This window comes from Roseovarius sp. W115 (genome assembly GCF_032842945.2).
GTDB lineage: Bacteria > Pseudomonadota > Alphaproteobacteria > Rhodobacterales > Rhodobacteraceae > Roseovarius > Roseovarius rhodophyticola.
On the sequence record NZ_CP146606.1, the window covers coordinates 1,531,589 to 1,554,425 of the forward strand.

Below are 22,837 nucleotides of genomic sequence, written 5' to 3' on the forward strand. Positions count from 1 at the left end.
GACATGGCTGAGTCGAAAGAAGAACAGTTTCTGGACGACATTGAACAGGCAGAAGCAGAAGAGCAATCTGTCATTTTTGATGATGTGGTCGACACGCCTGAGGATGAAATAGAACAGCTGCGTGCCGAGCGTGACGCGCTGCAGGATAAATTCATGCGCGCTCTTGCTGAGGCAGAAAATGCCCGTAAGCGTGCCCAAAAAGATAGAATGGAAGCAGAGAATTACGGCGGAACGAAGCTTTCACGTGATTTGCTTCCGGTCTTCGACAATATGAAGCGTGCGGTTGACTCTGTGACGGAAGAACAACGCGAAGCGGCCGGCGCATTGATCGAAGGCATTGAGCTTACGATGCGTGAACTTATCAACGTGTTCAACAAACACGGTATTCGTATGATCAATCCCGAAGTGGGGGACAAGTTTGACCCGCAGGAGCACGAGGCCATGTTTGAAGCGCCTGTTCCTGGAACAAAAGCCGGTGAAATTATTCAGGTGTCTGCCCAAGGTTTCATGCTTCATGACCGCATTTTGCGTCCGGCACAGGTTGGCGTTTCGTCAAACCCGGGTTGATACTTATGGCTGATGCGCGCTCTTAGACTCATGTATCAGTTCCTAAAACCTCTTGTTCTTCTTCTCTTTCTGCCCATTGCGGCAGCGGCACAGAATTTTCCAGACTACGAGGAAATCTATGTAAACGACTTTGCCGGTCTATTGTTTGACTCGGCAAAGAAGATTTCGAGAGAAAAACTTCGTACATTCACCCGAGATACCGGCATCGAATTTACCGTCGTCACAATTCGATCCATGTCGAACTATGGATATTCGGGCGAAATAGAGCCGTTCGCGACGGGATTATTTAACACCTGGGGCGTTGGGGACGCAGATCGCAACGATGGCGTGATGATGCTCGTCGCAAAAGATGATCGCAAAATGCGACTTGAGGTTGGATCGGGATATGGAACTTCAAAGAACGCCGCGATGCAGAGGATCATTGATGATGTGATGTTGCCCGAGTTTCGCTCCAACCGTTTTGGCGCAGGTATCGTGCAAGGCATTGATGCGGTCATTGAAGATTTAACTGCTGTACCACCCAGTTTGTCGGAGAGAGTCAGTGGTGCGTTCTATGCGGTCTTTGGGTTCATTGGTCAGGTTTTGAGCTTTCTGTTTTATCCGATTCTTGCTGGTTTAGTGGGATTCGCATTTTGGCTATACCGAAGATTTCTGCGCTATAGCCCTCGATTGTGCCCGGCGGATTCAACACGGATGGAGCTTTTGGCAGAGCATTGGGATGATGCACATTTGCGCAAAGGCCAACTCAAAGAAGAAGAGATCGACAGCGTTGACTACGACGTTTGGCGCTGTCCAAAATGCGAGAGACTCACGATAGAAGCCTATAAATCGTGGTTTTCCCAATATAGCGCTTGCCGAAGTTGCAACTACCGGACGTTGCAGGGCGAAACCGAAATTCTGGAGCATGCAACCACCAGCTCAACAGGCAAGAAAAAAGTCACCTACACTTGTTTGAACTGTGCCGACACTTATGCAGTGACCAAAATCATCCCCAAAAAGAGTGAAAGTTCATCCTCATCGAGTAGCAGCTCTTCTTCCTTTGGTGGGGGGTCCTCATCAGGTGGTGGTGCCAGCGGGAGCTGGTGATCTCACTCGGTTAGAGACTTGAGTTCATAAATGAGGTCCAAAGCCTCTTTCGGAGATAGTTCATCAGGCATGATATCCTTCATGCGCGTGTCAAGCTCCGATTGTTTTGACATGGGCGGCGCAGGGGACGGCGCAGACGAGAAAAGTGGCAGATCATCAATGATCATGTCACGCTTGCCGCCGCCTTCCCTTTCACCCTTTTCCAAAGTCTCGAGTATCTTGCGCGCGCGCTCAATCACAGAACCTGGTAAACCGGCCAGTTTCGCGACCTGAACTCCATAGCTTCGATCCGCGGCACCCTTACGTACTTCATGCAAAAACACGACGTCCCCCTCGTGTTCCTTGACTGCGACGGTCGCATTTTCAAGGCGATTCAATTTTGCTTTGAGATGCGTGAGTTCGTGGTAGTGCGTAGCAAAAAGCGTCCGGCATCGGTTGACTTCGTGAAGATGTTCGAGCGTCGCCCATGCGATGCTAAGCCCATCATATGTGGCCGTTCCGCGTCCAATTTCATCTAGGATGACCAAGGCGTTTTCATCGGCTTGATTGAGGATCGTTGCCGTTTCGATCATCTCAACCATGAAGGTTGAGCGCCCTCTGGCAAGGTCATCGGATGCACCGACGCGACTGAAGAGTTTACTCACCAGCCCGATATGTGCGGATGAGGCCGGAACAAAAGATCCGATTTGTGCAAGAACAGCAATAAGCGCGTTTTGTCTTAGAAACGTCGATTTACCGGCCATGTTTGGACCAGTCAGCAGCCAGATATCGTGCGCATTATCCAGAGTGCAGGAATTTGCAACAAAGACATTGCCGCCTTCACGGCGAATGGCATGTTCCACAACCGGGTGCCGGCCATCTTCAATGCTAAGGGTTCGGCCGTCGTCGATTTTCGGCCGACACCAGTTTTCGCTTTTTGCGATATCGGCAAAAGCGGTCGCCAAATCGAATTCGGCAAGTGCTCTTGCAGTCTCAGAGATTGTCGCTGCGTTCTTTAGAATTTCGCTTTTTAGGCATTGATAGAGACGCTTTTCGATTTCAATTGCCCTGCCCCCTGCATTGAGGATTCGCGTTTCCATTTCGCTCAGAGAAATTGTTGTGAAGCGGATTTGATTGGCAGTGGTTTGTCGGTGTTTGAAAGTCTCATTCAGTGGATCTGAAAGCATTTTGTCAGCATGCGTTGCAGTGACCTCAACAAAATATCCAAGAACATTGTTGTGTTTGATCTTCAGACTCTGAATGCCGGTCAGTTCGGCATATTCCGATTGCATTGCTGCGATGACACCTCTGCCTTCGTCGCGCAGTTGCCGTACTTCATCCAGTTCAGTTTCATATCCAGCAGAAATAAATCCACCGTCCCGCACCATCAGGGGTGGTTCGGAAACCAGTGCGTTTTGCAGCAGTTCTGCTAAGGATTCATGTCCTGTTAAGCGTGAACAAGCATCACTCAAAAGCGCGGGAAGATCATCTTCGTGTAGCCGAGTTGCAATATCGGCCGCTTGGGAGAGGCCATTTCGTATGGCGGCCAAATCCCTTGGACCTCCTCGGTCAAGACTCAATCTAGACATGGCGCGATCCAAGTCGGGCACTTTCCGCAGCAAGTCGCGCAAATCCGCAGCAATACGGTTGTTTTCAGTTATAAAACTGACAGCATCCAACCGGCGTTCTATCTTTGTGAGATCGCGGCTAGGGCTAGACAGCCTACGTTCCAAAAGACGTCCGCCGCCTGCGGTTACCGTGCGATCCAAAACAGCCAGCAGAGAGCCGCTCTTTCCACCGCTCATGGCACGTGTCAGTTCAAGGTTTCGACGCGTTGCTGCGTCAATTTGCATAACCTGTGCGGTTACTTCCTGAACTGGAGGACGTATGAGTGGCAGTTTACCCTTTTGGGTCATCTCAACATACTCAATGAGCGCGCCCATGGCGGACAACTCAGCGCGATTAAACTGGCCAAAGGCGTCCAGCGTTGAGACCCCGAACAAATCACACAAGCGCTTTTGCGCACTGGTGCTGTCAAAAGCGGCGCGTGCAAGAGGTGTGATTGATATGTCAAAATCAGAGACTAACTCAGACAAATTCGGATCATATTCATCAGTAAGAATGAGCTCGCTGGGCCCCAGTCGGGCTAACTCGGGTCCCAATCGTTCTTCTTCCAGTGACACGACATGCAATGCACCGGTGGAAATATCACTCCAAGCTAGAGCACATTCACCGCGCACTTCCGAAAACGCGGCCAGAAAATTGTGGTGCCGCGCGTCAAGCAAGGTTTCCTCAGTCAGGGTTCCGGGTGTTACAAGTCGAACGACATCGCGCCTGACCACTGCTTTCGAACCACGCTTCTTGGCTTCGGATGGGTCTTCCATCTGTTCGCAAACAGCAACGCGGAATCCTTTCCGGATCAGGTTGAGCAAATATCCTTCTGCTGAATGTACTGGAACACCACACATCGGGATGTCTTCACCCAGGTGCTTTCCTCTCTTTGTCAACGCGATGTCCAACGCTTCGCTGGCGGCGACAGCATCTTGAAAGAACAGTTCGTAAAAATCACCCATGCGGTAGAACAGCAAAGCGTTTTGAAACTGAGCCTTGAGATCGAGGTATTGTGCCATCATCGGCGTTATGGCTGATGTTGCGGATGTCACGCTGTCCCCCTGTTCTCGCTGGACTGAGTTTACAAACGCAAAGAAGGGCGTGAAAGCACAAACAACTTGGATGGTTGTAATGCGCTCGCAAACAAACAACTTTATTTGAAAAGACGGAGATGCAGCATGATCTACAATCTCGGATCGATCAATCTTGACTACTTTTATTCGGTGCCGAGATTGCCAGTTGCTGGTGAAACACTTGCAACCAAGGAATTCAGCATGGGCCTGGGTGGCAAAGGCGCAAACATGTCGGTTGCGGTTGCGCGAGCAGGCGGCGAAGTTCACCATATTGGAAGTGTAGGCGAAGACGGTATCTGGGCCATTGATTACCTAAAACGAGCGGGTGTTGATGTTTCAAATATTCACTCGCTTCAGGCAACGACCGGGCACGCAGTTATCTTTCGCGATGATGATGGGGAGAACTTGATCGTCATACACCAGGGTGCCAACTCAATGCAGGACAAGGATCGGATCGCTGCTGCGTTGTTGAATGCTCGGCCTGGGGACATTTTGCTCTTGCAGAATGAAACCAATCTACAGGCATTTGCCGCGGAACTGGGACATGGATCGGGGATGAAGGTGGCCTACGCGGCTGCACCATTTGATGTAAATGCGTTGAAGGAAGTTCTTCCATATATTCAAATACTTGTCTTGAATGAATTGGAGATGGCGCAGCTTCGCGAGCAGACAGGTAACAGGCCGGAAGCGCTGGGCGTTGACGTCGTCATTGTGACTAAGGGTTCGGACGGGTGCGTGCTTTATTCCAAGGAGCTGGGTGAAAAACATGTTCCTGCCTTTCCGGTGAACCCCTTGGATACAACGGGTGCAGGCGATACGTTTACTGGGTACTTTCTCGCCCATCTTGATCTCGGTAGCAGTATTGAAGAAGCTGTTCTTGGAGCGAATGCAGCTGCGGCTGTTATGGTCACAAAAAAGGGGACAGCTGATGCCATCCCCTTTGCCTTGGACGTTGAGAAGTTCTTGGGTTAGGAGCCAGCAAACGCGGCCTTGTTACCCCAAAGTTGCTTTACACGTGCGTCTCGTCCGCAGGCCTGGCGATATGCTTTGTAGGCCTTGGATTGTTTCTTGGGTCCGAACCGAGTCAAAATGATTTTGGACCCTTTGTAATAATCTTGGTGCGAGGCATCAGCAGGATAAAACTTGGATATCCCAAGAACAGGTGTAACGATTTTTTGCCCAAGTTCTGATTGCGCGTTTGCAATCGCTTTCTCTGCCGCGTTCTTTTCGCCGGAATCAGCTACAAAAATAGCCGTCCGATAGCTTTCGCCCCTGTCACAAAACTGCCCGCCGGCATCCGTGGGATCGACTGAGCGGAGGAATTTGGCCAACAGGGTCTCGCGAGAGACTTTGTTCGGATCAAACAGAATTTGAACAGCCTCGTAATGGCCTGTACCCCCTCGGGTGACTTGTTTGTAGGTCGGGTTTGCAACCGTTCCGCCGGTAAAGCCGGAGATGACTTCTTTAACGCCTTCAACAGACTCAAAATCAGCTTCAACGCACCAAAAGCATCCACCCGCCACTGTCAGAACTTCAGTACCTGCAGCGCGCGCTTGACCTGTGTTCAGCGTGAAGGCGATTCCAATCAGGATCGCGAGTGCCGTTGCTTTGACATTGCTCAGATGTTTCATGCCAATACCTCCTTGGTTGGATCAATCTTGCTCTGATCAGTATCGAAACCCAACTCACCAGCCTGTGAGGTCACGCACCGGTGACCTGATTTTACGCTTGGCAGCCAGATTTGGGGGCTTTAGCGTTCTTTTGAAACAAAAAATCTGGTCTTTCGTAACATTTGAGGTGCCGATGAGCGATCAAGTCACGACCCATCAGGCGGCAGAAGACGTGCGAAATGAATCTGTTCTGATTTGGTTGAACGGTAAGGTTGTTCCAAAGTCAGAAGCTTTGGTCAGCGTCTATGACAGCGGTTTCATGCTTGGTGACGGCGTTTGGGAAGGTCTGCGGCTCTACAACGGCGTTTGGGCGTTTGCTGACGAGCATCTTGATCGCCTTTTTGAGGCTGCCAAGGCAATCGATCTCAATATTGGTATGAGCCGTGCCGATGTATTTCAAGCGCTTGTTGATACGCAGAATGCCAACAACATGGTGACGGATGCTCATGCACGATTGATGGTGACCCGAGGTGTAAAAACACGTCCCTTTCAACACCCTTCCTTGTCTCAACAGGGGCCGACCATCACGATCATCATGGAGCATTCCACACCCAAACTTCCACGACCTATTACGCTTGCAACGGTGCCGCATATTCGTGGTTTGCCGATGTCCCAAGACCCCAAGCTGAATTCACATTCCAAATTGAACTGTGTGTTGGCCTGTATTGCGGCTGAGAAGGCTGGCGCAGACGAAGGGCTGATGCTGGATGTGAATGGGTTTGTGAACACGACGAACGCGTGCAACTTTTTCATTGTGCGAAAAGGCGAAGTTTTGACCTCGACGGGTGACTACTGCATGAACGGGATTACACGCGCCAAGGTTATCGAGCTGTGCCGTTCCAATGGCATTCCGGTTTTCGAAAAGAACTACTCTTTGGTTGAAACATACAGTGCCGATGAGGCTTTCCTTACTGGGACATTCGGAGCGCAAACACCCGTTGGGCAGATCGATGGACGGATGATAGGTGACGGTAAATTGGGGCCGGTCACTCAAAAGATTCAATTGCTTTACAAGGATCTGATTGCCAGGGTTACGGCCTGATGCGGATTGCGATGTGGTCTGGACCGCGGAATCTTTCGACCGCGATGATGTATGCTTTTGCGTCCAGATCGGACACGTCTGTGATCGATGAGCCCTTCTATGCGGCATATCTTAAAGCGACAGGTTTGAAGCATCCGATGACAAAAGAGATTCTGGCATCGCAGCCCGTTGATCCGAACACTGTGGTGGACACCTTGTTGGGTCCGACACCAGAAGACCGGTCTGTATTTTATCAAAAACATATGACACAGCACATGATCGACGGGATGCCGCGCGGATGGATGAGGTCTATGAGAAACGTTTTTCTCATTCGGCACCCCGCGCGTGTGGTGGCAAGCTTTTCTGCGAAGTATGAAAACCCAACAGTGGATGACTTGGGGTTTGCTCAGCAGCTTGAGTTGTTTCGTCAGGTTTCCGATTTGGGCGAGCAGCCTTTGGTTGTTGATAGCACGGATATTCGGCGTGATCCTGAAACGATGCTTCGCCGTTTGTGCCGTGGTCTTGAACTGGCCTGGGATCCTGCGATGCTTAGCTGGAAATCAGGGGGCCATCCAGCTGATGGTGTCTGGGCGCAGCATTGGTATGGCGCGGTTCATGCCTCAACGGGTTTTGCGAAGGCTGAAGGTGCGCTGCCCCAACTATCTGATGCCGCGCAGGCTCTCGTGGATCAGGTGATGCCAGCCTATGAAGAGCTTCAAGGCCATAAAATTAGTATGAATTGATACGTGATGTGTCTTTTTCCCCGTTTATTGAATTCTGCGCGTTCCCATCTCTAGCGCATGAATAGAAGAGGCTTTGGAAAACTCGTTCTTGGCTCCGGCTTGGCCGCGGCTGTTCCTTCATCTGTTGCTTCGGCAGCAGCGATAGCGCCTGCGCGGAGAAGCAAATACATCTTTGCTGTGGCTCTGGCGCATAACCGCATAAATGTGACTGCGGACATGATCGTTGACATGTTCAAGGTTCGTCCGTCCACCGCCAATCGGTTCATAGATCAGATGGTTCGCAATGGTGTTGTGGATGCGCCAAATGCCAGTGGAGTTGCGACCCTCACCAAGTCACTGCAACGGATCGTGCCGGAAGTTGTCGAGTACAGCCCTGGAGGTGGTTATGTGGTCAAGGGTCGATTGGATGAGTTGGCTGCGAAGGCCAAGAAAGTCGCGAAGGATGCGATTGAACACGTTAAAGACACCGACCCTAATGAACCGGAAGTGGATGAAAACTCGATCGATGTAGAAGAAGCTTCGACTAGTTTTTCAGACGACGATCCCGAGCGGCCAAAAGTTTCAGACGAAGCGCGTTCAGCTGAATGAACCCTGCCGCGTCTTTTTGATCATAAGCGCCCGCGTCTTCTTCAAAGGTGACATGTGCCTCGGAATAGAGCGAGTGATCAGACCAACGTCCAACGGTTCGAACAGATCCTTTGTAGAGTTTCAGCCGAACAGTACCGGTCACGTGCTGCTGTGAATGATCAATAGCTGCTTGTAGCATTTCGCGTTCCGGGCTGTACCAGAACCCATTGTAGATCAGCTCGGCATAGCGCGGCATGAGTTCGTCTTTGAGATGCGCGGCACCCCTGTCGAGTGTGATCTGTTCGATGCCCCGATGTGCCTCCAAGAGCAGTGTACCGCCCGGCGTTTCATAAATGCCGCGGCTTTTCATGCCGACAAAGCGCCCTTCAACCAGATCAAGTCGCCCTATTCCATGCTTGCCGCCCAGTTCATTGAGGCGAGTCAAAAGTTGCGCTGGGCTTAGGTGTTCATCATTGATGCTGATGGCGTCACCCTTTTTGAAACCGACCTCAATGTACTCGGGCGTATCGGGTGCATCCTCTGGATGAACCGTACGCTGATAGACATAGTCGGGTGCCATTTGTGCAGGGTCTTCGAGAACTTTGCCTTCGCTGGATGTGTGCAACAGGTTGGCATCGACGGAAAATGGCGCTTCGCCTCGTTTGTCCTTGGCAATGGGAATTTGATTTTGTTCTGCAAAGTCGATGAGTTTGGTGCGGCTCGACAGATCCCAAATACGCCATGGGGCGATAACCTTGATGTCTGGGTTAAGAGCGTAGGCGGCAAGTTCGAACCGAACCTGATCGTTGCCTTTGCCAGTCGCACCGTGGGCGACGGCATCCGCGCCGGTTTCGGCGGCAATCTCCACCAGACGCTTTGAAATGAGAGGTCGCGCTATAGACGTGCCCAAAAGATACAAGCCCTCATAGACGGCATTGGCACGGAACATTGGGAAAACGAAGCCGCGGACGAATTCTTCACGGATGTCTTCGATGTAGATGTTTTCTGGCTTGATACCCAAAAGCTCGGCTTTTTGACGTGCTGGTTCAAGCTCTTCACCTTGGCCAAGGTCAGCTGTGAAAGTTACAACTTCACATCCGTATTCCGTTTGAAGCCATTTCAAAATGATGGATGTGTCCAGGCCGCCCGAATAGGCGAGAACAACTTTTTTGGGCGCAGACATGAGACTCCCTTTCGTGCCAATGGACTGGCGATTATCGGGTTTTCGATATTTGAGCAAGAGAGGGGCTCGCGGGATGCTTTGCGTCAGAGGGACATCGCTTCAAAAGCGATGTTCTAGCGCGTCTAAGAAAAGAACTTTTGAATTGGAGTAGCTCTTTAAAATGGCATGGAGGTCGATCTCTGCTACGTGTCCTTCGGCGGCCTTGGACTCACCATCAGCGCAAAGCTCTGCAAATGTCTCAAACCCCAGATTAAGCGCGCTTCCCTTTAGGAAATGCAAAACAGCCTCCAATTGGCTTGGCTCACATGGTTGGCGTAGTGGCGCTATCTCGCCTTCTACTTCTTCCAGAAAAACCTCGATAACTTCTGAAAAATCATCTGCTCCGATTTCCTCACGAAGCCGAGCTACACGGGTCCAATCGATCATAGCGGTTTCCTTTGCCTTTAGATCTGGCAATCAAAAGTTAGAGTTTGGTGAAACGCTGTATCAAAACCGGTAAAGTTTTATATTTTAGAGTATCTTAATGGGAAAGTGGTTGGGTGCCCTAGGTTGTGTGAGGGGTAAAAGTGGTGCGTAAGATTGCCCAGCTGGCGCCAGGCGCTGAACCCAATTTGGCGATACAAACGGTGCTCATTGTCGATGACAGCCGCCTGCAAAGGCGGATTGTTTCGGCGTTGTTATCGAAATGGGGCCTTGACGTTTATGAGGCGGCATCAGGTGCCGAGGCGCTCGATATCTGCAAGCGTGTCGACCCGGACTTGATTGTGAGTGACTGGATGATGCCCGAGATGAATGGTCTCACATTCTGTCAAAAGTTCAGGGATTTGCCGAGAGACAGTTATGGGTACTTCATCCTTCTGACGTCGAAAGGCGAGAAAGATGATATTGCGCTGGGCTTGGATGCAGGGGCGGATGATTTTCTGACCAAGCCTGTAAATGCCGCCGAACTTCGTGCGAGAATCCTGGCCGGGGATCGCATTGTCGGCATGCAAAAGGAACTTTCGGAGAAAAACCGGCTTGTGCAGTCGACTTTGTGTGAATTGCAAAAGCTTTACGATTCTCTGGATAGCGATCTTCTAGAGGCGAAAAAACTTCAACAATCCTTGGTTAGCGAGCGTTACCGAGATTTTGGAAATGCGCGCGTGTCGTTATTGCTGCAGTCTTCTGGGCATGTTGGTGGCGATCTCGTGGGTGTTTTTCCAATCGATGAAAATCAGGTTGGCCTCTATTCAATCGATGTTTCGGGTCATGGGATCAGCTCGGCTTTGATGACGGCGCGATTGGCGGGCTATTTATCCGCGACATCATTGGATCAAAACGTAGCTTTGGTTCTTAACAAAAACGGAACCTATTCGGCGCGGCCACCCGCAGAGACAGTGGCGGATCTAAACCGCATGTTTTTGAATGAAATTGAGACTGAACACTATTTCACGTTGCTTCTGGCGCATGTCGATTTGGGTCGTGGCATAGTTACAATGTCTCAGGCAGGACATCCTTATCCTTCTGTTCAGCGCGTCAATGGACGCGTTGAGCTAGTGGGTACAGGTGGATTGCCAGTCGGTTTAATTGACGGGGCCACCTACGAAGAGTTTGAGGTGAAACTCGAACCCGGCGACCGTTTATTTATTCATTCTGACGGCGTTGATGAATGTGCATCACCTGATGGCACCCTGCTAGGTCATGGAGGTGTCAAGAAAGGCCTGATATCTTTGAAGGACATGCATGGCATGGCTTTTATAGAGGCATTTATCTGGAATTTGTCAAACCATGCCAAGAAGGATGAATTTGAGGATGATGTGTCCGCTGTTCTTCTAGAGTTCACAGAGACCGCAATACTTGCCTGACAAAAAAACGATCACCGGGGTTCGCGACTGAGGTTGCGGCAATTTCCGGATCTGCCCAGATCGCTATATGTCCAAGTTCAGAGGGTGGGCCAAGTTGGAGCACAGGCAGGGCCAAGTAGACGACACATACTTTGTTGGCCCACATATCGTATTCCGGCATGTAGACAAAACGACGGAACGCGCCCAGGCGTCTTGGCTTGTCAATCTTCCATCCCGTTTCTTCGAAAACCTCGCGATGCAGCGCCGCAACAGGAGATTCTCCTGGATCTATTCCCCCGCCGGGCAACTGAAACTCGGGCTCAGGCTCTTCTTGATATGTCAAAAGCAGCTTACCTTGCCTGGGAAGGATTGCGTAAGCGCCAGGTCGTGAGATGTATTTTACATTTGCTTTGGGTGGATGACCAAATCGTCTCACGTAATTCTTCCTCTTGGACGATGGCTTTGCGCCTATATATAGTGCGATATGCCAAGTCTCGGCACTTAAGGAAACCCCAATGACTTTTGGACAAAAAATAGCATGGGACGATACTGTCCTTCCGTTTCAGCTTGATCAATCCGATATCAGAGGTCGGGTCGCGCGATTGGACGGTGTGCTTGATGAGATTTTGAAACAACACGACTATCCTGCGAAAGTCGAAGCCTTGATTGCTGAGATGACGCTTTTAACGGCTTTGATTGGCCAAACGATCAAACTTCGTTGGAAGCTTTCTCTTCAGGTTCAATCCAAAGGGCCGGTGCGTATGATCGCAACGGACTATTTCGCGCCAAGTCGGGAGGGAGAACCAGCCAAGATTCGAGCCTATGCCAGTTTTGACAGCGATAGGATCAACGCGGCAAACCCCTTTGACCAGATAGGTGAGGGATATTTTGCTGTTTTGATCGACCAAGGCAAAGACACGGCACCGTATCAAGGAATTACACCAATTGCTGGCGGCAGTCTGAGCGCCTGCGCAGAAGCGTATTTTGCGCAGTCAGAGCAGCTTCCGACAAGGTTTGCTTTGAGTTTTGGCCAATCAACAGAAGCTGGCACAGACGAACACTGGCGCGCCGGTGGCGTAATGCTGCAACACATGCCCAAAGCGTCACCATTCGCCAAAGACGGCGCGACGGGTGAGCAAGGATTGTTGATTGCGACAGATATCATTGATGGTGATGACAAGGAAAACTGGAACCGGGTCAATCTTCTGCTGGATACGGTTGATGATCTTGAGTTGGTTGGCCCCTCTGTCTCACCAACAGATTTACTGGTGCGATTGTTCCATGAGGAAACGCCGCGCGTGTTTGATACGCAGTCGGTGCAGTTCGGGTGTACTTGCTCAGAGGAAAGGGTTCGTAACAGTCTCTCTATATACTCGGCAAAAGACCTGGAGAAAATGACGACATCCGAGGGATTGGTTACAGCAGATTGTCAGTTTTGTGGGGCTCAATACGTTTTGGAGCCGAAGACATTGGGGCTAGAGGCAAAGGCGGGTGGTGGTGACAACGCATGAAGCCTTGACGCCTTTGACCCAAGCTTTGGCACGACCTTTGGCGCCTTCTTCGGACTATGATCTGAATCCTGATACTGTCTTGCCAGAAGGTCGCAAACTGCGGCTTGCCGGTGTGTTGGTGGCCGTAGAGCTGACCGAATATGGACCACATGTTTGGCTTACCAAACGTTCTTCGGCCCTGAAGCATCATCCGGGACAGGTGGCTTTTCCGGGCGGCAAGAAAGATGACGAAGATCGCGATATCGTCGCCACTGCTTTGCGCGAAGCGTCTGAAGAGATTGGCCTCCCTTCTGAGCATGTGGACATCTTGGGTCAGTGGTCATCACATGAAACCGTCACCGGGTTTCAGGTGACGCCGGTGATTGGGCACGTCACCAAACCATTTGAACCAAAAGCTGAAGCTGGTGAAGTAGACGAAATCTTTACCGTGCCTCTGGCACATTTTTTGAACCGTAACAGTTTTCGGGTAGAGTCTCGTCGCTGGCGCGGTCAACGGCGCTATTACTATTGCGCCCCTTATGGCCCTTATTATGTTTGGGGTGCGACGGCGCGGATACTGCGCGCCATATCAGATGCGGCATGTTTGGAATGAAGATTACTGGGGAATGGATTGAGTCACCTGCGACACAATCCGTGTGTACAGCCCTCGAAGAAAATGGGTATCAGGCGCTGTTTGTCGGGGGTTGCGTACGAAATGCACTTCTTGGTGTGCCTATTCAAGATATCGACATCGCCACAGATGCAAAACCCCAGCAGGTGCTAGAAGTATTTGAACAAAAAAGGTTCAAGACAGCCCCGACCGGAATTGAACACGGTACCGTAACGGTGGTCTCAGGGGGAACGCCGTTTGAAATCACCACGTTTCGTAAAGACGTAGAAACAGATGGGCGACGCGCCGTTGTCAATTTCTCAAACAATGTTGAGACTGACGCGAAGCGCAGAGACTTCACTATAAACGCAATTTACGCTCGCCCGGATGGAGAAGTTCTGGATCCGCTGCATGGTATGCCGGATATTGAAGCGCGGCGAGTCCGGTTCATCGAAGATCCAGAAACCCGCATTCGCGAAGACTATCTTCGGATTTTGAGGTTTTTTCGCTTTCATGCGAGCTATGGCGATGCAAGCCGAGGTTTGGACCCAGAGGGCCTCGCGGCATGTGCGCGACTGCATTCTGGGATCGAGACGCTTTCAAGGGAGCGCGTCGGTTCGGAAATGCGAAAACTTCTGGCGACAAGAGACCCAACTGAGAGCGTCATGGCCATGGCGCATGCTGGTGTACTAGACGCTGTGATCGAGGATGCGAATGATACAGCGCTTGCCCGCCTGATCGACGTAGAATCCCAGATGGATATTGTGCACGATGCCATGAGGCGCCTTGCAGCGCTGGGTGGAGAAGATGTGCCGGAGAGATTGCGCCTGAGCCGAAAAGACGCTCGAACTTTGGAGATTTTGAGCCGAGAAACTTCGAATAAAAAACCTGCATCGGAACTTGGATATCGACTTGGCGAGAAGCTTGGTATTGATGTCCTGGCTCTTTCCGCGGCCCGTCTTGGGGGGTTTGTTCAAGACAAGGATCTGGTGGCGGTGCGCATAGGTTCCGCAGTTGAGTTTCCAATCAAGTCTTCGGATCTGAAGCCATTTTTTCAAGGTAAGGAGCTTGGGGATCAGCTTCGTAAGCTTGAAGACATTTGGATCGCATCGGATTTTCAGCTTAGCAAGGAACAGCTTTTGCGGCGCATGTCATAAACTCTTGGATTGACTCTTTGGTCAAATTCGCCTCATTTTAGGCCATCCTAAGTTGGAGAGAAGTACATGCAATACGACGATTGGCCCTGCTGATCATCGCCCGAACCAAGGTTCGAACCAAAGGGCGGTGAACTGAATTATCACCACCCCAATGCATGCTTCCCGCTAGGACATTCCATGTTTAAGTTTTTTGAGACTCTGGTCGATCCGTATTGCCATTACGAAGAAAATGACCGCCCGCCACGCCGCCTTTGGCCGTTTATGAAGGCGTATATGCGCCCTTTTCACAAAGTATTCTGGATGGCGGCGATCATGTCTGTGATCGTTGCGGCGGTAGAGATTTGGTTGATTTACTACATGGGACGTATCGTGGATCTTCTGTCTACTGATCCGGCCACGATGTGGGAAACTTATGGGCTAGAGGTTATCCTGGTCGCCCTGTTTATCTTGTTTCTGCGTCCGTTTCTTCAGGCGATTGATGTTCTTATTTTGAACAATGCAATTTTGCCAAATTTCGGAACTCTTATTCGATGGCGTGCGCACAAGCATGTGCTGCGCCAATCTGTCGGGTGGTTCGAGAATGATTTTGCGGGACGTATCGCGAACAGGATCATGCAGACACCTCCGGCTGCGGGTGAAGCCGTATTTCAGGTGTTTGATGCTATAGCCTTTTCCTTGGCTTATATCATTGGTGCGGCCTTTTTGCTGTCGGATGCGGATCCGCGCCTTATGTTGCCACTGCTTGTTTGGATTGGGCTTTATGCGCTACTTGTGCGCTGGACGATGCAGCGTGTGGGACCCGCATCGAAGGCGGCATCTGATGCACGAAGCCAAGTGACGGGCCGTGTCGTTGATGCCTACACGAACATACATTCGGTCAAGCTTTTTGCGCATGATGATCGAGAGCTGAACTATGCGCGGGAGGCCATTGAACACACACGCAGCACATTTCAGACCGAGATGCGGATTTACACGATCATGGATGTGGTTCTCGTCTTTTTGAATGGTCTGTTGATCGTTGGTGTCGTCGGTTGGGCAATCTGGCTTTGGATGCAAGGACAGGCCAGTGTCGGCGCTGTGGCGGCCGCTACAGCTTTGACATTGAGATTGAACGCCATGACGGGTTGGATCATGTGGGCGCTGACATCGTTTTTTCGTCAACTTGGTGTGGTTGCCGAGGGAATGGAGACGATCGCACAGCCGATTGATCTGGTAGACGCACCTGATGCGAAGCCCTTGGATATGTCGCGGGGTCGGATCGAAGTTCGGGAACTGTCGCACCATTTTGGCCGCGAGAGCGGTGGCCTTGATCGCGTGTCGCTAGAGATTAGCCCTGGTGAGAAGATCGGTCTGGTCGGGCGCTCAGGCGCTGGTAAATCGACCCTAATAAAGCTGCTTTTGCGGTTTTACGATGCTGAAACAGGAAGCATTCTGATTGATGGTCAAGAGATATCCGCAGTGACTCAAAATAGCTTGCGTGATCAGATCGGTATGGTGCAGCAGGATAGTTCTCTGCTTCACCGCTCGGTCCGCGACAATATTTTGTATGGCCGCCCAGATGCGACTGAGGAACAGGTTGTTCAGGCCGCGAAAAAAGCGGAGGCACATGAGTTTATTCTCGATCTTCAGGACCCTCAGGGCCGCACAGGCTATGACGCGCATGTTGGGGAGCGTGGAGTGAAGCTATCGGGCGGACAACGGCAAAGGATCACTCTTGCGCGTGTCATTTTGAAGGATGCGCCGATCTTGCTTTTGGATGAAGCGACCAGTGCGCTCGATAGCGAGGTCGAGGCCGCGATTCAGGAAACTCTTTATGGCATGATGGAGGGCAAATCCGTGATTGCCATTGCACACCGGTTGTCCACGATTGCTCAGATGGATCGCATAATTGTGTTAGACCATGGGCAGATTGTTGAGCAAGGAACGCATGCCCAGCTTTTGTCGCAAGGTGGGCTCTACGCGCGTTTCTGGGAACGTCAGTCTGGTGGATTCATTAATGCGGACGAGGCTGCGGAGTAGGCACGGCTTTTGGTTGGCCAAACGCTGAGATAGAGCGTGACTATGGAAACTCATAAAATTGATCGGCTTGGCGTGCGCGGCGACGGAGTTGCGGAAGGATCAATATATGCGCCGCGGTCTCTGCCTGGGGAGGTTGTGCAAGGCGAGCTGGTCGGAAACAAACTTTCCAACCTGCGGATTGTTCAACCTTCGTCGGATAGAGTGAGGCCGGTGTGTGCGCACTATAGCGCGTGCGGCGGATGTCAGGTGCAGCATGCCTCGGACATGTTTGTTGCGCACTGGAAGGCGGATTTGATACGCGTGGCTCTTTCTGCGCAGGGCCTGCAAGCTGAGATTCGACCAATTGCTACCTCTCCGGTCTCCTCAAGGCGTAGAGCAACCTTTGCCGCCCGTCGCACAAAGAAAGGTGCAATGGCTGGTTTTCACAAGCAGGCCTCTGATGTCATCGTCGAAATTCCCAAGTGCCAGCTCATGACACCTGATTTGATGATGGGTTTGCCTGTCGCAGAAGACCTGGCACGGCTGGCGGCAAGCCGGAAGGGCGAACTGTCTGTCGCCGTAACGCTGTCTGAGGCAGGTCTGGATATAGCTGTGAGTGGTGGCAAGGTGTTGGGCGGAGCTCTTCGAAATGCTCTGTCTGATCTTGCTGCCGGTCATGATATTGCGCGCTTAAGCTACGAAGGCGAAACCATTGTTACCTTGCGCAAGCCATCGCAGCTCTTTGACGACATAACCGTCTACCCGCCACCTGACGCATTCCTGCAGGCAACGAAAGATGCCGAAACAATGCTTCAAAACGAAGTGCAAGCTATTGTTGGCAAGGCTTCGAGCATCGTGGATTTGTTTGCCGGTTGTGGAACATTCACTTTGCCGCTTGCCAAACAAAGCCGCGTGCATGCGGTTGAAGGGGATGGCGAGATGTTGGGTTGCCTTGATCACGCTTGGCGGAACTCCGAAGGCCTGAAGGCAGTGTCAATCGAGACGCGCGATCTGTTCCGCAATCCCTTGATGCCGGAAGAACTCTCCCGATTTGAGGCCGTTGTGGTTGATCCTCCGCGAGCTGGTGCGCAGGCACAAACCCTGCAATTGGCAGAGTCGCAAACACCGATCATTGCTTATGTGTCTTGCAACCCAACGAGTTTTGCGCGTGACGCCAAGTGTCTTGTGGAGGCGGGCTACCTATTGGATTGGGTCTTGCCAATAGACCAATTCCGCTGGTCTGCGCATGTTGAACTGGTTGCCGTTTTCAGATTGTGAACACAGCAGGTGCAAAATTCATGTGACCTAACCTGGGAAGCGCTTTAGAAAGACAGAAAAGGCAATAAAATACAGGCGACAGAACCAATGCGATTTGCAAAAGGTCTATTAGTAGTTTTGCTGCTCGTCACAGCAGCTGGATGTTCAAAATTCAAGACATATGACGGCCCAGAGGTCACCCAGATCATCGTCAATAAAAATGATCGGCGGATGTTCTTGATGCATCATGACAAGGTCTTGAAATACTATGACGTGGAGTTGGGCTTTACGGCTGAAGGGCACAAACAATTCGAAGGTGACGGCAAGACGCCCGAGGGCGACTACATAATTGACCGGCGTAATCCAAATAGTTCGTTCTATCTTTCACTGGGCGTTTCTTATCCAAATGAAGAGGACCGGGCATTTGCAAAAGCCGCTGGCAAAAGCCCTGGCGGAGATATCTTCATTCACGGGCGCCCGAATGGCAAAGTAAGAAACCCAGGTGCGGATTGGACCGCCGGATGTATTTCTGTGTCCAACCGACAAATGCGGAACATTTACGCGATGGTAAAAACCGGCACGCCGATTAGAATTACACCTTGATGGGGTTAGTTGCCCATGACCAGCGTCCACCAAATCTTGCCGTTGTTTTCCTGAAGCCAGGAAAAACCCATGTTGCGGGCGTCGGGCGAAAGAATAACTTGACGCGTGGATGGGTCTTCCATCCAGGCAGCGAGCGTTTCAAGTTCGGTCTCATACGTCTCTGAGATCGTTTCGCCGACAAGCCCGCCTTCGTATCCAACGCGCTTGACACGATCAATGGGCGAGGACCCGTCAGATCCGAAGTGCCAGGGGCGGTTTTGAACCGACATATCTCTGGAATGTGTGGCCGCTGCTGCGTTCAGCTTTGAGTTCAATTGAACACTTGATTGCCCTGCAGCACTGCGCAGTGAGTTCACAGAGTCCAGCATGCGGAACTGGATTTTCGAGGTTTCTCCAGAGCGGATGCGATACACCTTGGGCAGTGGTTTGCCATCTACGCCCACCTGATTTTGTGGCGGTGGTGGCGTACAAGCGGCAAGGATAATTAGAGCCGAAAGAAGCAGACTTGCTATGCGCATCATCGGATGTCACCCGTTTTCGTCATTTTCTTTCCTCTAGCGTGCCTTGCATTGTGTTTCAAACCCACAAGACTTCAACTTTGCTATTTGTTGCCTGTTTGATTTGCGATTGAGGCATTCCGGCCATATGCTTTGCGTGAAACAAAGTCGATCTGGGATGAATGATATGGCATTCGAGACAAAGAAAACATTGAGTCGTCGTGGGTTTCTTGCAGGCACCGCGGCTACAATTGGGCTACCTGCCCTGGCGCAAGATGTAGACGGAGCGGGCAGCGTGCTGCTCGAAAAAGATGTTAAGACGACAGTTAGTCGGAATATTTCAAGCTTTCGGTCACTGGACTGGCGTCCCTATTTTTCGAATCTGAATAATGGCGCAGTGTTGGTAGATATATCATCACGTGCGCTTCATTTTTGGGGCGCAGATGGTCAAACCTACAAACTTTACCCGTCCAGCGTGCCGCTGAGTGAGGAACTTACACGCCGTGGGCGAACTAAAGTGGTCCGCAAGATTGTGGGACCCGATTGGCGCCCGACACCCTCAATGCTTAAACGCAATCCTGAGTGGCCGTCATATATCCCTCCAGGCCCAGATAACCCACTGGGAACACATGCGCTTTACCTAAGTTGGACGTATTACCGGATTCACGGAACACATGACACGCGCAAAATTGGGCGGAAGTCATCCAATGGATGTATTGGGCTTTACAATGAGCATATTGCAGAGCTTTTCAGCCTGACCAAAGTAGGCACTCAGGTGTTGCTAATTTGACGAATTCAGCCGGATTGCCGTTTTGAGCGTCCACGAATTCTTTCATTTTTTGCCATAGTCCTGTTTAGAGACCGCTACGAGGTAAGTTTCCGGCTTGAGGTCACTATAAAGTTAGGCCCGCCCATATCTGGAGGATAGACATGAAAAGATTCGTTCTCGCCGCTGCGTTTACAGCTGCTGCAACAGCAGGTTTTGCTGGCAACATCGAAGAACCCGTAATCGAGGCGCCTGTGATTGTTGAAGAGACAGCTGCTAGTTCTTCCGCCGCTGGCGTTTGGGTTCCGCTGGTCCTTCTTGCCGTCGTTGCTGCGGTAATCGCGGCCGACTGATACGGCGAAGAGAGAATTCTGAGAAAGGCAGCGTTGATCGCTGCCTTTTTCGTTTCTGGCGGGTTGAACTCAGGTCCAACCGCCCAAGTTTTGATCAATGATATCAGCCAGTGCAGCGATATGGGCATCATTGTCGTTCAGGCATGGAATGTACAAAAACTCCTCACCGCCAGCCTCTTCAAAGCTTTCTTTGATCTCTTCGTTGATTTCTTCAAGCGTCTCGATGCAGTCAGATGAAAAGGCAGGTGCGATGACGGCAATGTTTTTCTTACCTTGCTCTGCCAGCTCGGCCACGTGTTCCACCGTATAGGGGCGCAACCACTCCTCTGGTCCAAAAACGGATTGAAATGTCGTGGTTATCTCTGTCTCGTCCCAGCCAAGACGCTCTCGCAATAGGCGCGTCGTTTTTTGGCACTGGCAGTGATAGGGATCGCCCTGCTTGAGGTATCGTTGTGGCATGCCGTGGTACGATACAACCAAGATTTCGGGCCGTTTTTCAGCATCTTCATAGGCAGCCTCTACGGATTGCGCCAACGCTTCGATGTAAAGCGGATGCTCAAAATACGCCTCCACCACGCGGGCGGCGGGTTGCCAGGTTTCCTCCATCAAAGCACGGAAGAATTGATCGTTGGCGGTTGCAGAGGTCGCGCCCGCATAGTGTGGATAGAGCGGGAAGAAAACGATGCGGGTGCAGCCTGCATCAACCAGCTTACGAACCTTCGATTTGGTCGACGGATTTCCATAGCGCATGCAGAAATCGATCATGACGTCATCGCCGTACTTGTCATGCAAGACTTGAGACAGTCTGTCAGTTTGATCACGCGTGATCGTCATCAAAGGGCTTTCGCCCTTGTCTTCGTTCCATATTGCCTTGTAGGCCTCGCCGCTTGTGAAAGGGCGTTTGCTGAGGATGATAAGCTGCAGAAGCGGTTGCCAGAGCCAAGGCGAGTAATCAATCACGCGCCTGTCCGACAAAAATTCGTTCAAATAACGACGCATGGGCCAATAGGTATAGTGATCTGGTGTGCCGAGATTCGCCAAGAGCACACCCGTTTTCGCCTTGGGTACGGCAGGGTGGTCGCTGGGCGCGTGCGCGGGGCAAGCGGACGCCTTGCTGGTCGAGTCGAACATCTCAAGCCTGTCTTTTTTCATCTTCGGATCACGTTGCACATAAATGCTTCAGCCTTGGCGTCAATCTTTGAGCGGAAATTCATTTGTGCCCAGAGCGTCGGCGAGACGAGATCTCGCGGACCGAGGTCGAAGGGCTTGCGGTTGTCCTGGTCCGGGAGCCCAGCCAGTAAGCACTATCAATTCAAACGTTGCTTGCACACGCCTATGTTCGTCGGAAAACGTGTCTGAATAGATCTCGTAAGCCCTCAAAAACACGTCGCGGCGACTGAAATGCCGCAATCGCTCGTTCATTGCGTTCGCTTCGCCCATGGCCCGTAGATCGCGCATCAAGTCAAAGGGGGTTGCATAGCTTACGGTTAGGGGCACGATATCTGCGACAGGCAGTGCAAATCCTCCCCGTTGCAACAGCGCCCCGAGATCACGAATATCACCCATAGGAACGACACGCGGTGCTAAACCACCAGTGATCTCAGCCTCCGCTTGCGCCAATGAGCTGCGTAACTCGTGAAGTGTCCTGCCGCCGAAAAAAACAGCTAGAAAAAGCCCGTCAGGCTCAAGGGCGCGCCGGGCTTGTATCAATTGTCCCACTGGGTCGTTGGCCCAGTGTAGTGACATGGCGTGGATGACTAAGTTATGAGCGTCTTCTTTCAAGCCCAGCGTATCTGACGGAGGAACCTGCAAGCTCTGGTTCAACACATTCGCCCAAATTTTCGGGTAGCTGTTGACGATTGCAGGCTCTGTAAAGGCTTTTTTTACGAGTTGCAGACGATCTTTGATCTCATCGGCGGCCGCTTCGTGAAGAAACGTTGCCATGTTCTTACTGGCCCGCGCGCGGTTGCGCTCAAGGGCAATTTGATCCGTCAGAATTCGCGTCATTAAAGGACAATAGGGTGATCTCAACCGCAGTACAAACCGCACTTCGGATAGTTTATCCGCCACGCTGTCTTTTGTGCGGAGACCTTGTCGATAGCGATTTTGGCCTGTGTGGTGGGTGCTGGCGCGAGACTCCATTGATTTCAGGGCTGGTTTGTGACCTCTGCGGTGTGCCTTTGCCAGGAGACGAAGATGCCACAGTTGCTCACTGCGACAAGTGTTTGACGACCGCTCGACCTTGGAGCAAGGGGCGTGCAGCCCTTGTTTACAAGGATAACGCAAGACGTCTCGTGCTTGCCCTGAAACATGGTGATAGGCATGACGTTGTTCATCTTGTCCGAAGTTGGATGATTCAGGCCGCATCGTCATTGGTACAGCCATCGACCGTGGTTGTGCCCGTGCCGTTGCACTGGTCGCGGATGTTGAAGCGCAAATACAACCAATCCGCTCTCATGGCGCAGGGTGTTGCGCAATCTTATGATTGCGAGCTCTGTCCGGATGCTCTGACCAGAGGATATAGAACGCCGGTTTTGGATGGTTTGGGTTTTGAAGAGCGCTTCCAAGCGCTGGATAGTGCGATTTCACCTCACCCAAAGAAATTTTCGGTTCTGAAGGGTGCCAAGGTGCTGTTGGTTGACGATGTCATGACATCGGGCGCGACACTTTCCGCCTGTGCGCAAGCATGTTTGAGCGCCGGTGCTGATGAAATTTTCGTGTTGGTACTGGCGCGCGTGGCACCAGACATCTAAGTACGCAGTCGAAACACGAATGAGTGCGTG

The 22,837-nt window shown here is 51.5% G+C and carries 24 protein-coding genes; 16 read left to right on the forward strand and 8 right to left on the reverse strand.

Features of this window, described 5'->3' with window-relative positions; genetic code table 11:
- The first annotated feature begins 3 nt into the window (after positions 1-3).
- Both RZS32_RS07870 and RZS32_RS07875 read left to right on the forward strand, forming a co-directional pair.
- Positions 4-567 (forward strand): nucleotide exchange factor GrpE, encoded by a 564-nt coding sequence (locus RZS32_RS07870; RefSeq protein WP_317056460.1) that lies wholly within the window; start codon positions 4-6, stop codon positions 565-567.
- Between the two features lie 30 nt (positions 568-597).
- Complete coding sequence (locus RZS32_RS07875) at positions 598-1,653, forward strand: TPM domain-containing protein (RefSeq protein ID WP_317056461.1); 1,056 nt, start codon at positions 598-600, stop codon at positions 1,651-1,653.
- Positions 1,654-1,655: 2 nt separating this feature from the next.
- Here RZS32_RS07875 and mutS read toward each other — a convergent pair whose 3' ends face one another.
- Entirely contained in the window at positions 1,656-4,265 is a 2,610-nt protein-coding gene (mutS, locus tag RZS32_RS07880; RefSeq protein ID WP_317057864.1) for a DNA mismatch repair protein MutS, read from the reverse strand.
- A gap of 156 nt (positions 4,266-4,421) precedes the next feature.
- Here mutS and RZS32_RS07885 point away from each other — a divergent pair, with 156 nt between their 5' ends.
- The gene (locus RZS32_RS07885; protein WP_317056462.1) at positions 4,422-5,288 is read left to right on the forward strand and encodes a ribokinase; all 867 of its coding nucleotides are present in this window, start codon (positions 4,422-4,424) and stop codon (positions 5,286-5,288) included.
- On the opposite strand, the gene msrA is transcribed toward RZS32_RS07885, so the two are convergent.
- Positions 5,285-5,947 (reverse strand): peptide-methionine (S)-S-oxide reductase MsrA, encoded by a 663-nt coding sequence (gene msrA, locus RZS32_RS07890; RefSeq protein WP_317056463.1) that lies wholly within the window; start codon positions 5,945-5,947, stop codon positions 5,285-5,287. The genes RZS32_RS07885 and msrA overlap by 4 nt on opposite strands.
- A gap of 172 nt (positions 5,948-6,119) precedes the next feature.
- Here msrA and RZS32_RS07895 point away from each other — a divergent pair, with 172 nt between their 5' ends.
- The 3 genes from RZS32_RS07895 (at position 6,120) to RZS32_RS07905 (ending at position 8,338) form a co-directional block, all read left to right on the forward strand.
- A complete protein-coding gene (locus tag RZS32_RS07895; RefSeq protein WP_317056464.1) occupies positions 6,120-7,028 on the forward strand; it encodes a D-amino acid aminotransferase in 909 nt (302 codons plus the stop codon).
- 11 nt (positions 7,029-7,039) lie between these two features.
- Positions 7,040-7,750 (forward strand): HAD family hydrolase, encoded by a 711-nt coding sequence (locus tag RZS32_RS07900; protein ID WP_317057865.1) that lies wholly within the window; start codon positions 7,040-7,042, stop codon positions 7,748-7,750.
- A gap of 216 nt (positions 7,751-7,966) precedes the next feature.
- Positions 7,967-8,338, forward strand: coding sequence for a hypothetical protein (locus RZS32_RS07905; protein WP_339106876.1), 372 nt, complete (start codon positions 7,967-7,969; stop codon positions 8,336-8,338).
- On the opposite strand, the gene RZS32_RS07910 is transcribed toward RZS32_RS07905, so the two are convergent.
- Together RZS32_RS07910 and RZS32_RS07915 are read right to left on the reverse strand one after the other, a co-directional pair.
- On the reverse strand, positions 8,274-9,500 hold the full coding sequence (locus RZS32_RS07910; protein WP_317056466.1) for an argininosuccinate synthase: 1,227 nt from the start codon (positions 9,498-9,500) through the stop codon (positions 8,274-8,276). The genes RZS32_RS07905 and RZS32_RS07910 overlap by 65 nt on opposite strands.
- Before the next feature lie 99 nt (positions 9,501-9,599).
- The gene (locus RZS32_RS07915) at positions 9,600-9,926 is read right to left on the reverse strand and encodes an Hpt domain-containing protein (RefSeq protein WP_317056467.1); all 327 of its coding nucleotides are present in this window, start codon (positions 9,924-9,926) and stop codon (positions 9,600-9,602) included.
- A gap of 152 nt (positions 9,927-10,078) precedes the next feature.
- On the opposite strand from RZS32_RS07915, the gene RZS32_RS07920 reads away from it, so the two are divergent.
- The gene (locus RZS32_RS07920) at positions 10,079-11,344 is read left to right on the forward strand and encodes a PP2C family protein-serine/threonine phosphatase (protein WP_422395962.1); all 1,266 of its coding nucleotides are present in this window, start codon (positions 10,079-10,081) and stop codon (positions 11,342-11,344) included.
- Here RZS32_RS07920 and RZS32_RS07925 read toward each other — a convergent pair.
- The gene (locus RZS32_RS07925) at positions 11,319-11,759 is read right to left on the reverse strand and encodes an NUDIX hydrolase (RefSeq protein ID WP_317056468.1); all 441 of its coding nucleotides are present in this window, start codon (positions 11,757-11,759) and stop codon (positions 11,319-11,321) included. The genes RZS32_RS07920 and RZS32_RS07925 overlap by 26 nt on opposite strands.
- Before the next feature lie 79 nt (positions 11,760-11,838).
- On the opposite strand from RZS32_RS07925, the gene RZS32_RS07930 reads away from it, so the two are divergent.
- The 6 genes from RZS32_RS07930 (at position 11,839) to RZS32_RS07955 (ending at position 18,438) form a co-directional block, all read left to right on the forward strand.
- A complete protein-coding gene (locus RZS32_RS07930; RefSeq protein WP_317056469.1) occupies positions 11,839-12,834 on the forward strand; it encodes an Hsp33 family molecular chaperone HslO in 996 nt (331 codons plus the stop codon).
- Complete coding sequence (locus tag RZS32_RS07935; RefSeq protein WP_317056470.1) at positions 12,821-13,426, forward strand: CoA pyrophosphatase; 606 nt, start codon at positions 12,821-12,823, stop codon at positions 13,424-13,426. The genes RZS32_RS07930 and RZS32_RS07935 overlap by 14 nt, the downstream gene beginning before the upstream one ends.
- Positions 13,423-14,580: a CCA tRNA nucleotidyltransferase gene (locus RZS32_RS07940; protein WP_317056471.1), complete on the forward strand. Its 1,158-nt coding sequence runs from the start codon at positions 13,423-13,425 to the stop codon at positions 14,578-14,580. Before RZS32_RS07935 ends, RZS32_RS07940 begins: the two co-directional genes overlap by 4 nt.
- A 177-nt stretch (positions 14,581-14,757) precedes the next feature.
- Complete coding sequence (locus RZS32_RS07945; RefSeq protein WP_317056472.1) at positions 14,758-16,599, forward strand: ABC transporter ATP-binding protein; 1,842 nt, start codon at positions 14,758-14,760, stop codon at positions 16,597-16,599.
- 411 nt (positions 16,600-17,010) lie between these two features.
- On the forward strand, positions 17,011-17,856 hold the full coding sequence (locus RZS32_RS07950) for a class I SAM-dependent RNA methyltransferase (RefSeq protein ID WP_317056473.1): 846 nt from the start codon (positions 17,011-17,013) through the stop codon (positions 17,854-17,856).
- Positions 17,857-17,943: 87 nt separating this feature from the next.
- Entirely contained in the window at positions 17,944-18,438 is a 495-nt protein-coding gene (locus RZS32_RS07955) for a L,D-transpeptidase family protein (protein ID WP_317056474.1), read from the forward strand.
- Between the two features lie 5 nt (positions 18,439-18,443).
- Here the strand turns inward: RZS32_RS07955 and RZS32_RS07960 are convergent, their stop codons facing one another.
- Positions 18,444-18,959, reverse strand: a complete 516-nt coding sequence (locus tag RZS32_RS07960) for a CAP domain-containing protein (RefSeq protein WP_317056475.1) — start codon at positions 18,957-18,959, stop codon at positions 18,444-18,446.
- A 154-nt stretch (positions 18,960-19,113) separates the two neighbouring features.
- Here RZS32_RS07960 and RZS32_RS07965 point away from each other — a divergent pair, with 154 nt between their 5' ends.
- Entirely contained in the window at positions 19,114-19,725 is a 612-nt protein-coding gene (locus RZS32_RS07965) for a L,D-transpeptidase (protein ID WP_422395945.1), read from the forward strand.
- Between the two features lie 140 nt (positions 19,726-19,865).
- Positions 19,866-20,054: a hypothetical protein gene (locus RZS32_RS07970; protein ID WP_317056476.1), complete on the forward strand. Its 189-nt coding sequence runs from the start codon at positions 19,866-19,868 to the stop codon at positions 20,052-20,054.
- A 69-nt stretch (positions 20,055-20,123) separates the two neighbouring features.
- Here RZS32_RS07970 and hemH read toward each other — a convergent pair whose 3' ends face one another.
- Both hemH and RZS32_RS07980 read right to left on the reverse strand, forming a co-directional pair.
- Positions 20,124-21,185 carry a ferrochelatase gene (gene hemH, locus RZS32_RS07975; protein ID WP_317057868.1) on the reverse strand — a complete coding sequence of 354 codons (1,062 nt, stop codon included), beginning with the start codon at positions 21,183-21,185 and terminating at the stop codon, positions 20,124-20,126.
- A 60-nt stretch (positions 21,186-21,245) separates the two neighbouring features.
- On the reverse strand, positions 21,246-22,061 hold the full coding sequence (locus tag RZS32_RS07980) for an SAM-dependent methyltransferase (protein ID WP_317056477.1): 816 nt from the start codon (positions 22,059-22,061) through the stop codon (positions 21,246-21,248).
- Between the two features lie 17 nt (positions 22,062-22,078).
- On the opposite strand from RZS32_RS07980, the gene RZS32_RS18995 reads away from it, so the two are divergent.
- On the forward strand, positions 22,079-22,807 hold the full coding sequence (locus RZS32_RS18995; RefSeq protein WP_422395963.1) for a double zinc ribbon domain-containing protein: 729 nt from the start codon (positions 22,079-22,081) through the stop codon (positions 22,805-22,807).
- Positions 22,808-22,837 lie beyond the last annotated feature (30 nt).

What these genes read in the sequence shown, in the direction of transcription:
- RZS32_RS07870 (WP_317056460.1), top strand. Translation starts at nt 4, where the DNA reads ATGGCTGAGTCGAAAGAAGAACAGTTTCTGGACGACATTGAACAGGCA.
- RZS32_RS07875 (WP_317056461.1), top strand. Translation starts at nt 598, where the DNA reads ATGTATCAGTTCCTAAAACCTCTTGTTCTTCTTCTCTTTCTGCCCATT.
- mutS (WP_317057864.1), bottom strand. Translation starts at nt 4,265, where the DNA reads ATGATGGCACAATACCTCGATCTCAAGGCTCAGTTTCAAAACGCTTTG.
- RZS32_RS07885 (WP_317056462.1), top strand. Translation starts at nt 4,422, where the DNA reads ATGATCTACAATCTCGGATCGATCAATCTTGACTACTTTTATTCGGTG.
- msrA (WP_317056463.1), bottom strand. Translation starts at nt 5,947, where the DNA reads ATGAAACATCTGAGCAATGTCAAAGCAACGGCACTCGCGATCCTGATT.
- RZS32_RS07895 (WP_317056464.1), top strand. Translation starts at nt 6,120, where the DNA reads ATGAGCGATCAAGTCACGACCCATCAGGCGGCAGAAGACGTGCGAAAT.
- RZS32_RS07900 (WP_317057865.1), top strand. Translation starts at nt 7,040, where the DNA reads ATGTGGTCTGGACCGCGGAATCTTTCGACCGCGATGATGTATGCTTTT.
- RZS32_RS07905 (WP_339106876.1), top strand. Translation starts at nt 7,967, where the DNA reads ATGATCGTTGACATGTTCAAGGTTCGTCCGTCCACCGCCAATCGGTTC.
- RZS32_RS07910 (WP_317056466.1), bottom strand. Translation starts at nt 9,500, where the DNA reads ATGTCTGCGCCCAAAAAAGTTGTTCTCGCCTATTCGGGCGGCCTGGAC.
- RZS32_RS07915 (WP_317056467.1), bottom strand. Translation starts at nt 9,926, where the DNA reads ATGATCGATTGGACCCGTGTAGCTCGGCTTCGTGAGGAAATCGGAGCA.
- RZS32_RS07930 (WP_317056469.1), top strand. Translation starts at nt 11,839, where the DNA reads ATGACTTTTGGACAAAAAATAGCATGGGACGATACTGTCCTTCCGTTT.
- RZS32_RS07940 (WP_317056471.1), top strand. Translation starts at nt 13,423, where the DNA reads ATGAAGATTACTGGGGAATGGATTGAGTCACCTGCGACACAATCCGTG.
- RZS32_RS07945 (WP_317056472.1), top strand. Translation starts at nt 14,758, where the DNA reads ATGTTTAAGTTTTTTGAGACTCTGGTCGATCCGTATTGCCATTACGAA.
- RZS32_RS07950 (WP_317056473.1), top strand. Translation starts at nt 17,011, where the DNA reads ATGGCTGGTTTTCACAAGCAGGCCTCTGATGTCATCGTCGAAATTCCC.
- RZS32_RS07955 (WP_317056474.1), top strand. Translation starts at nt 17,944, where the DNA reads ATGCGATTTGCAAAAGGTCTATTAGTAGTTTTGCTGCTCGTCACAGCA.
- RZS32_RS07960 (WP_317056475.1), bottom strand. Translation starts at nt 18,959, where the DNA reads ATGATGCGCATAGCAAGTCTGCTTCTTTCGGCTCTAATTATCCTTGCC.
- RZS32_RS07965 (WP_422395945.1), top strand. Translation starts at nt 19,114, where the DNA reads ATGAATGATATGGCATTCGAGACAAAGAAAACATTGAGTCGTCGTGGG.
- RZS32_RS07970 (WP_317056476.1), top strand. Translation starts at nt 19,866, where the DNA reads ATGAAAAGATTCGTTCTCGCCGCTGCGTTTACAGCTGCTGCAACAGCA.
- hemH (WP_317057868.1), bottom strand. Translation starts at nt 21,185, where the DNA reads ATGTTCGACTCGACCAGCAAGGCGTCCGCTTGCCCCGCGCACGCGCCC.
- RZS32_RS07980 (WP_317056477.1), bottom strand. Translation starts at nt 22,061, where the DNA reads ATGACGCGAATTCTGACGGATCAAATTGCCCTTGAGCGCAACCGCGCG.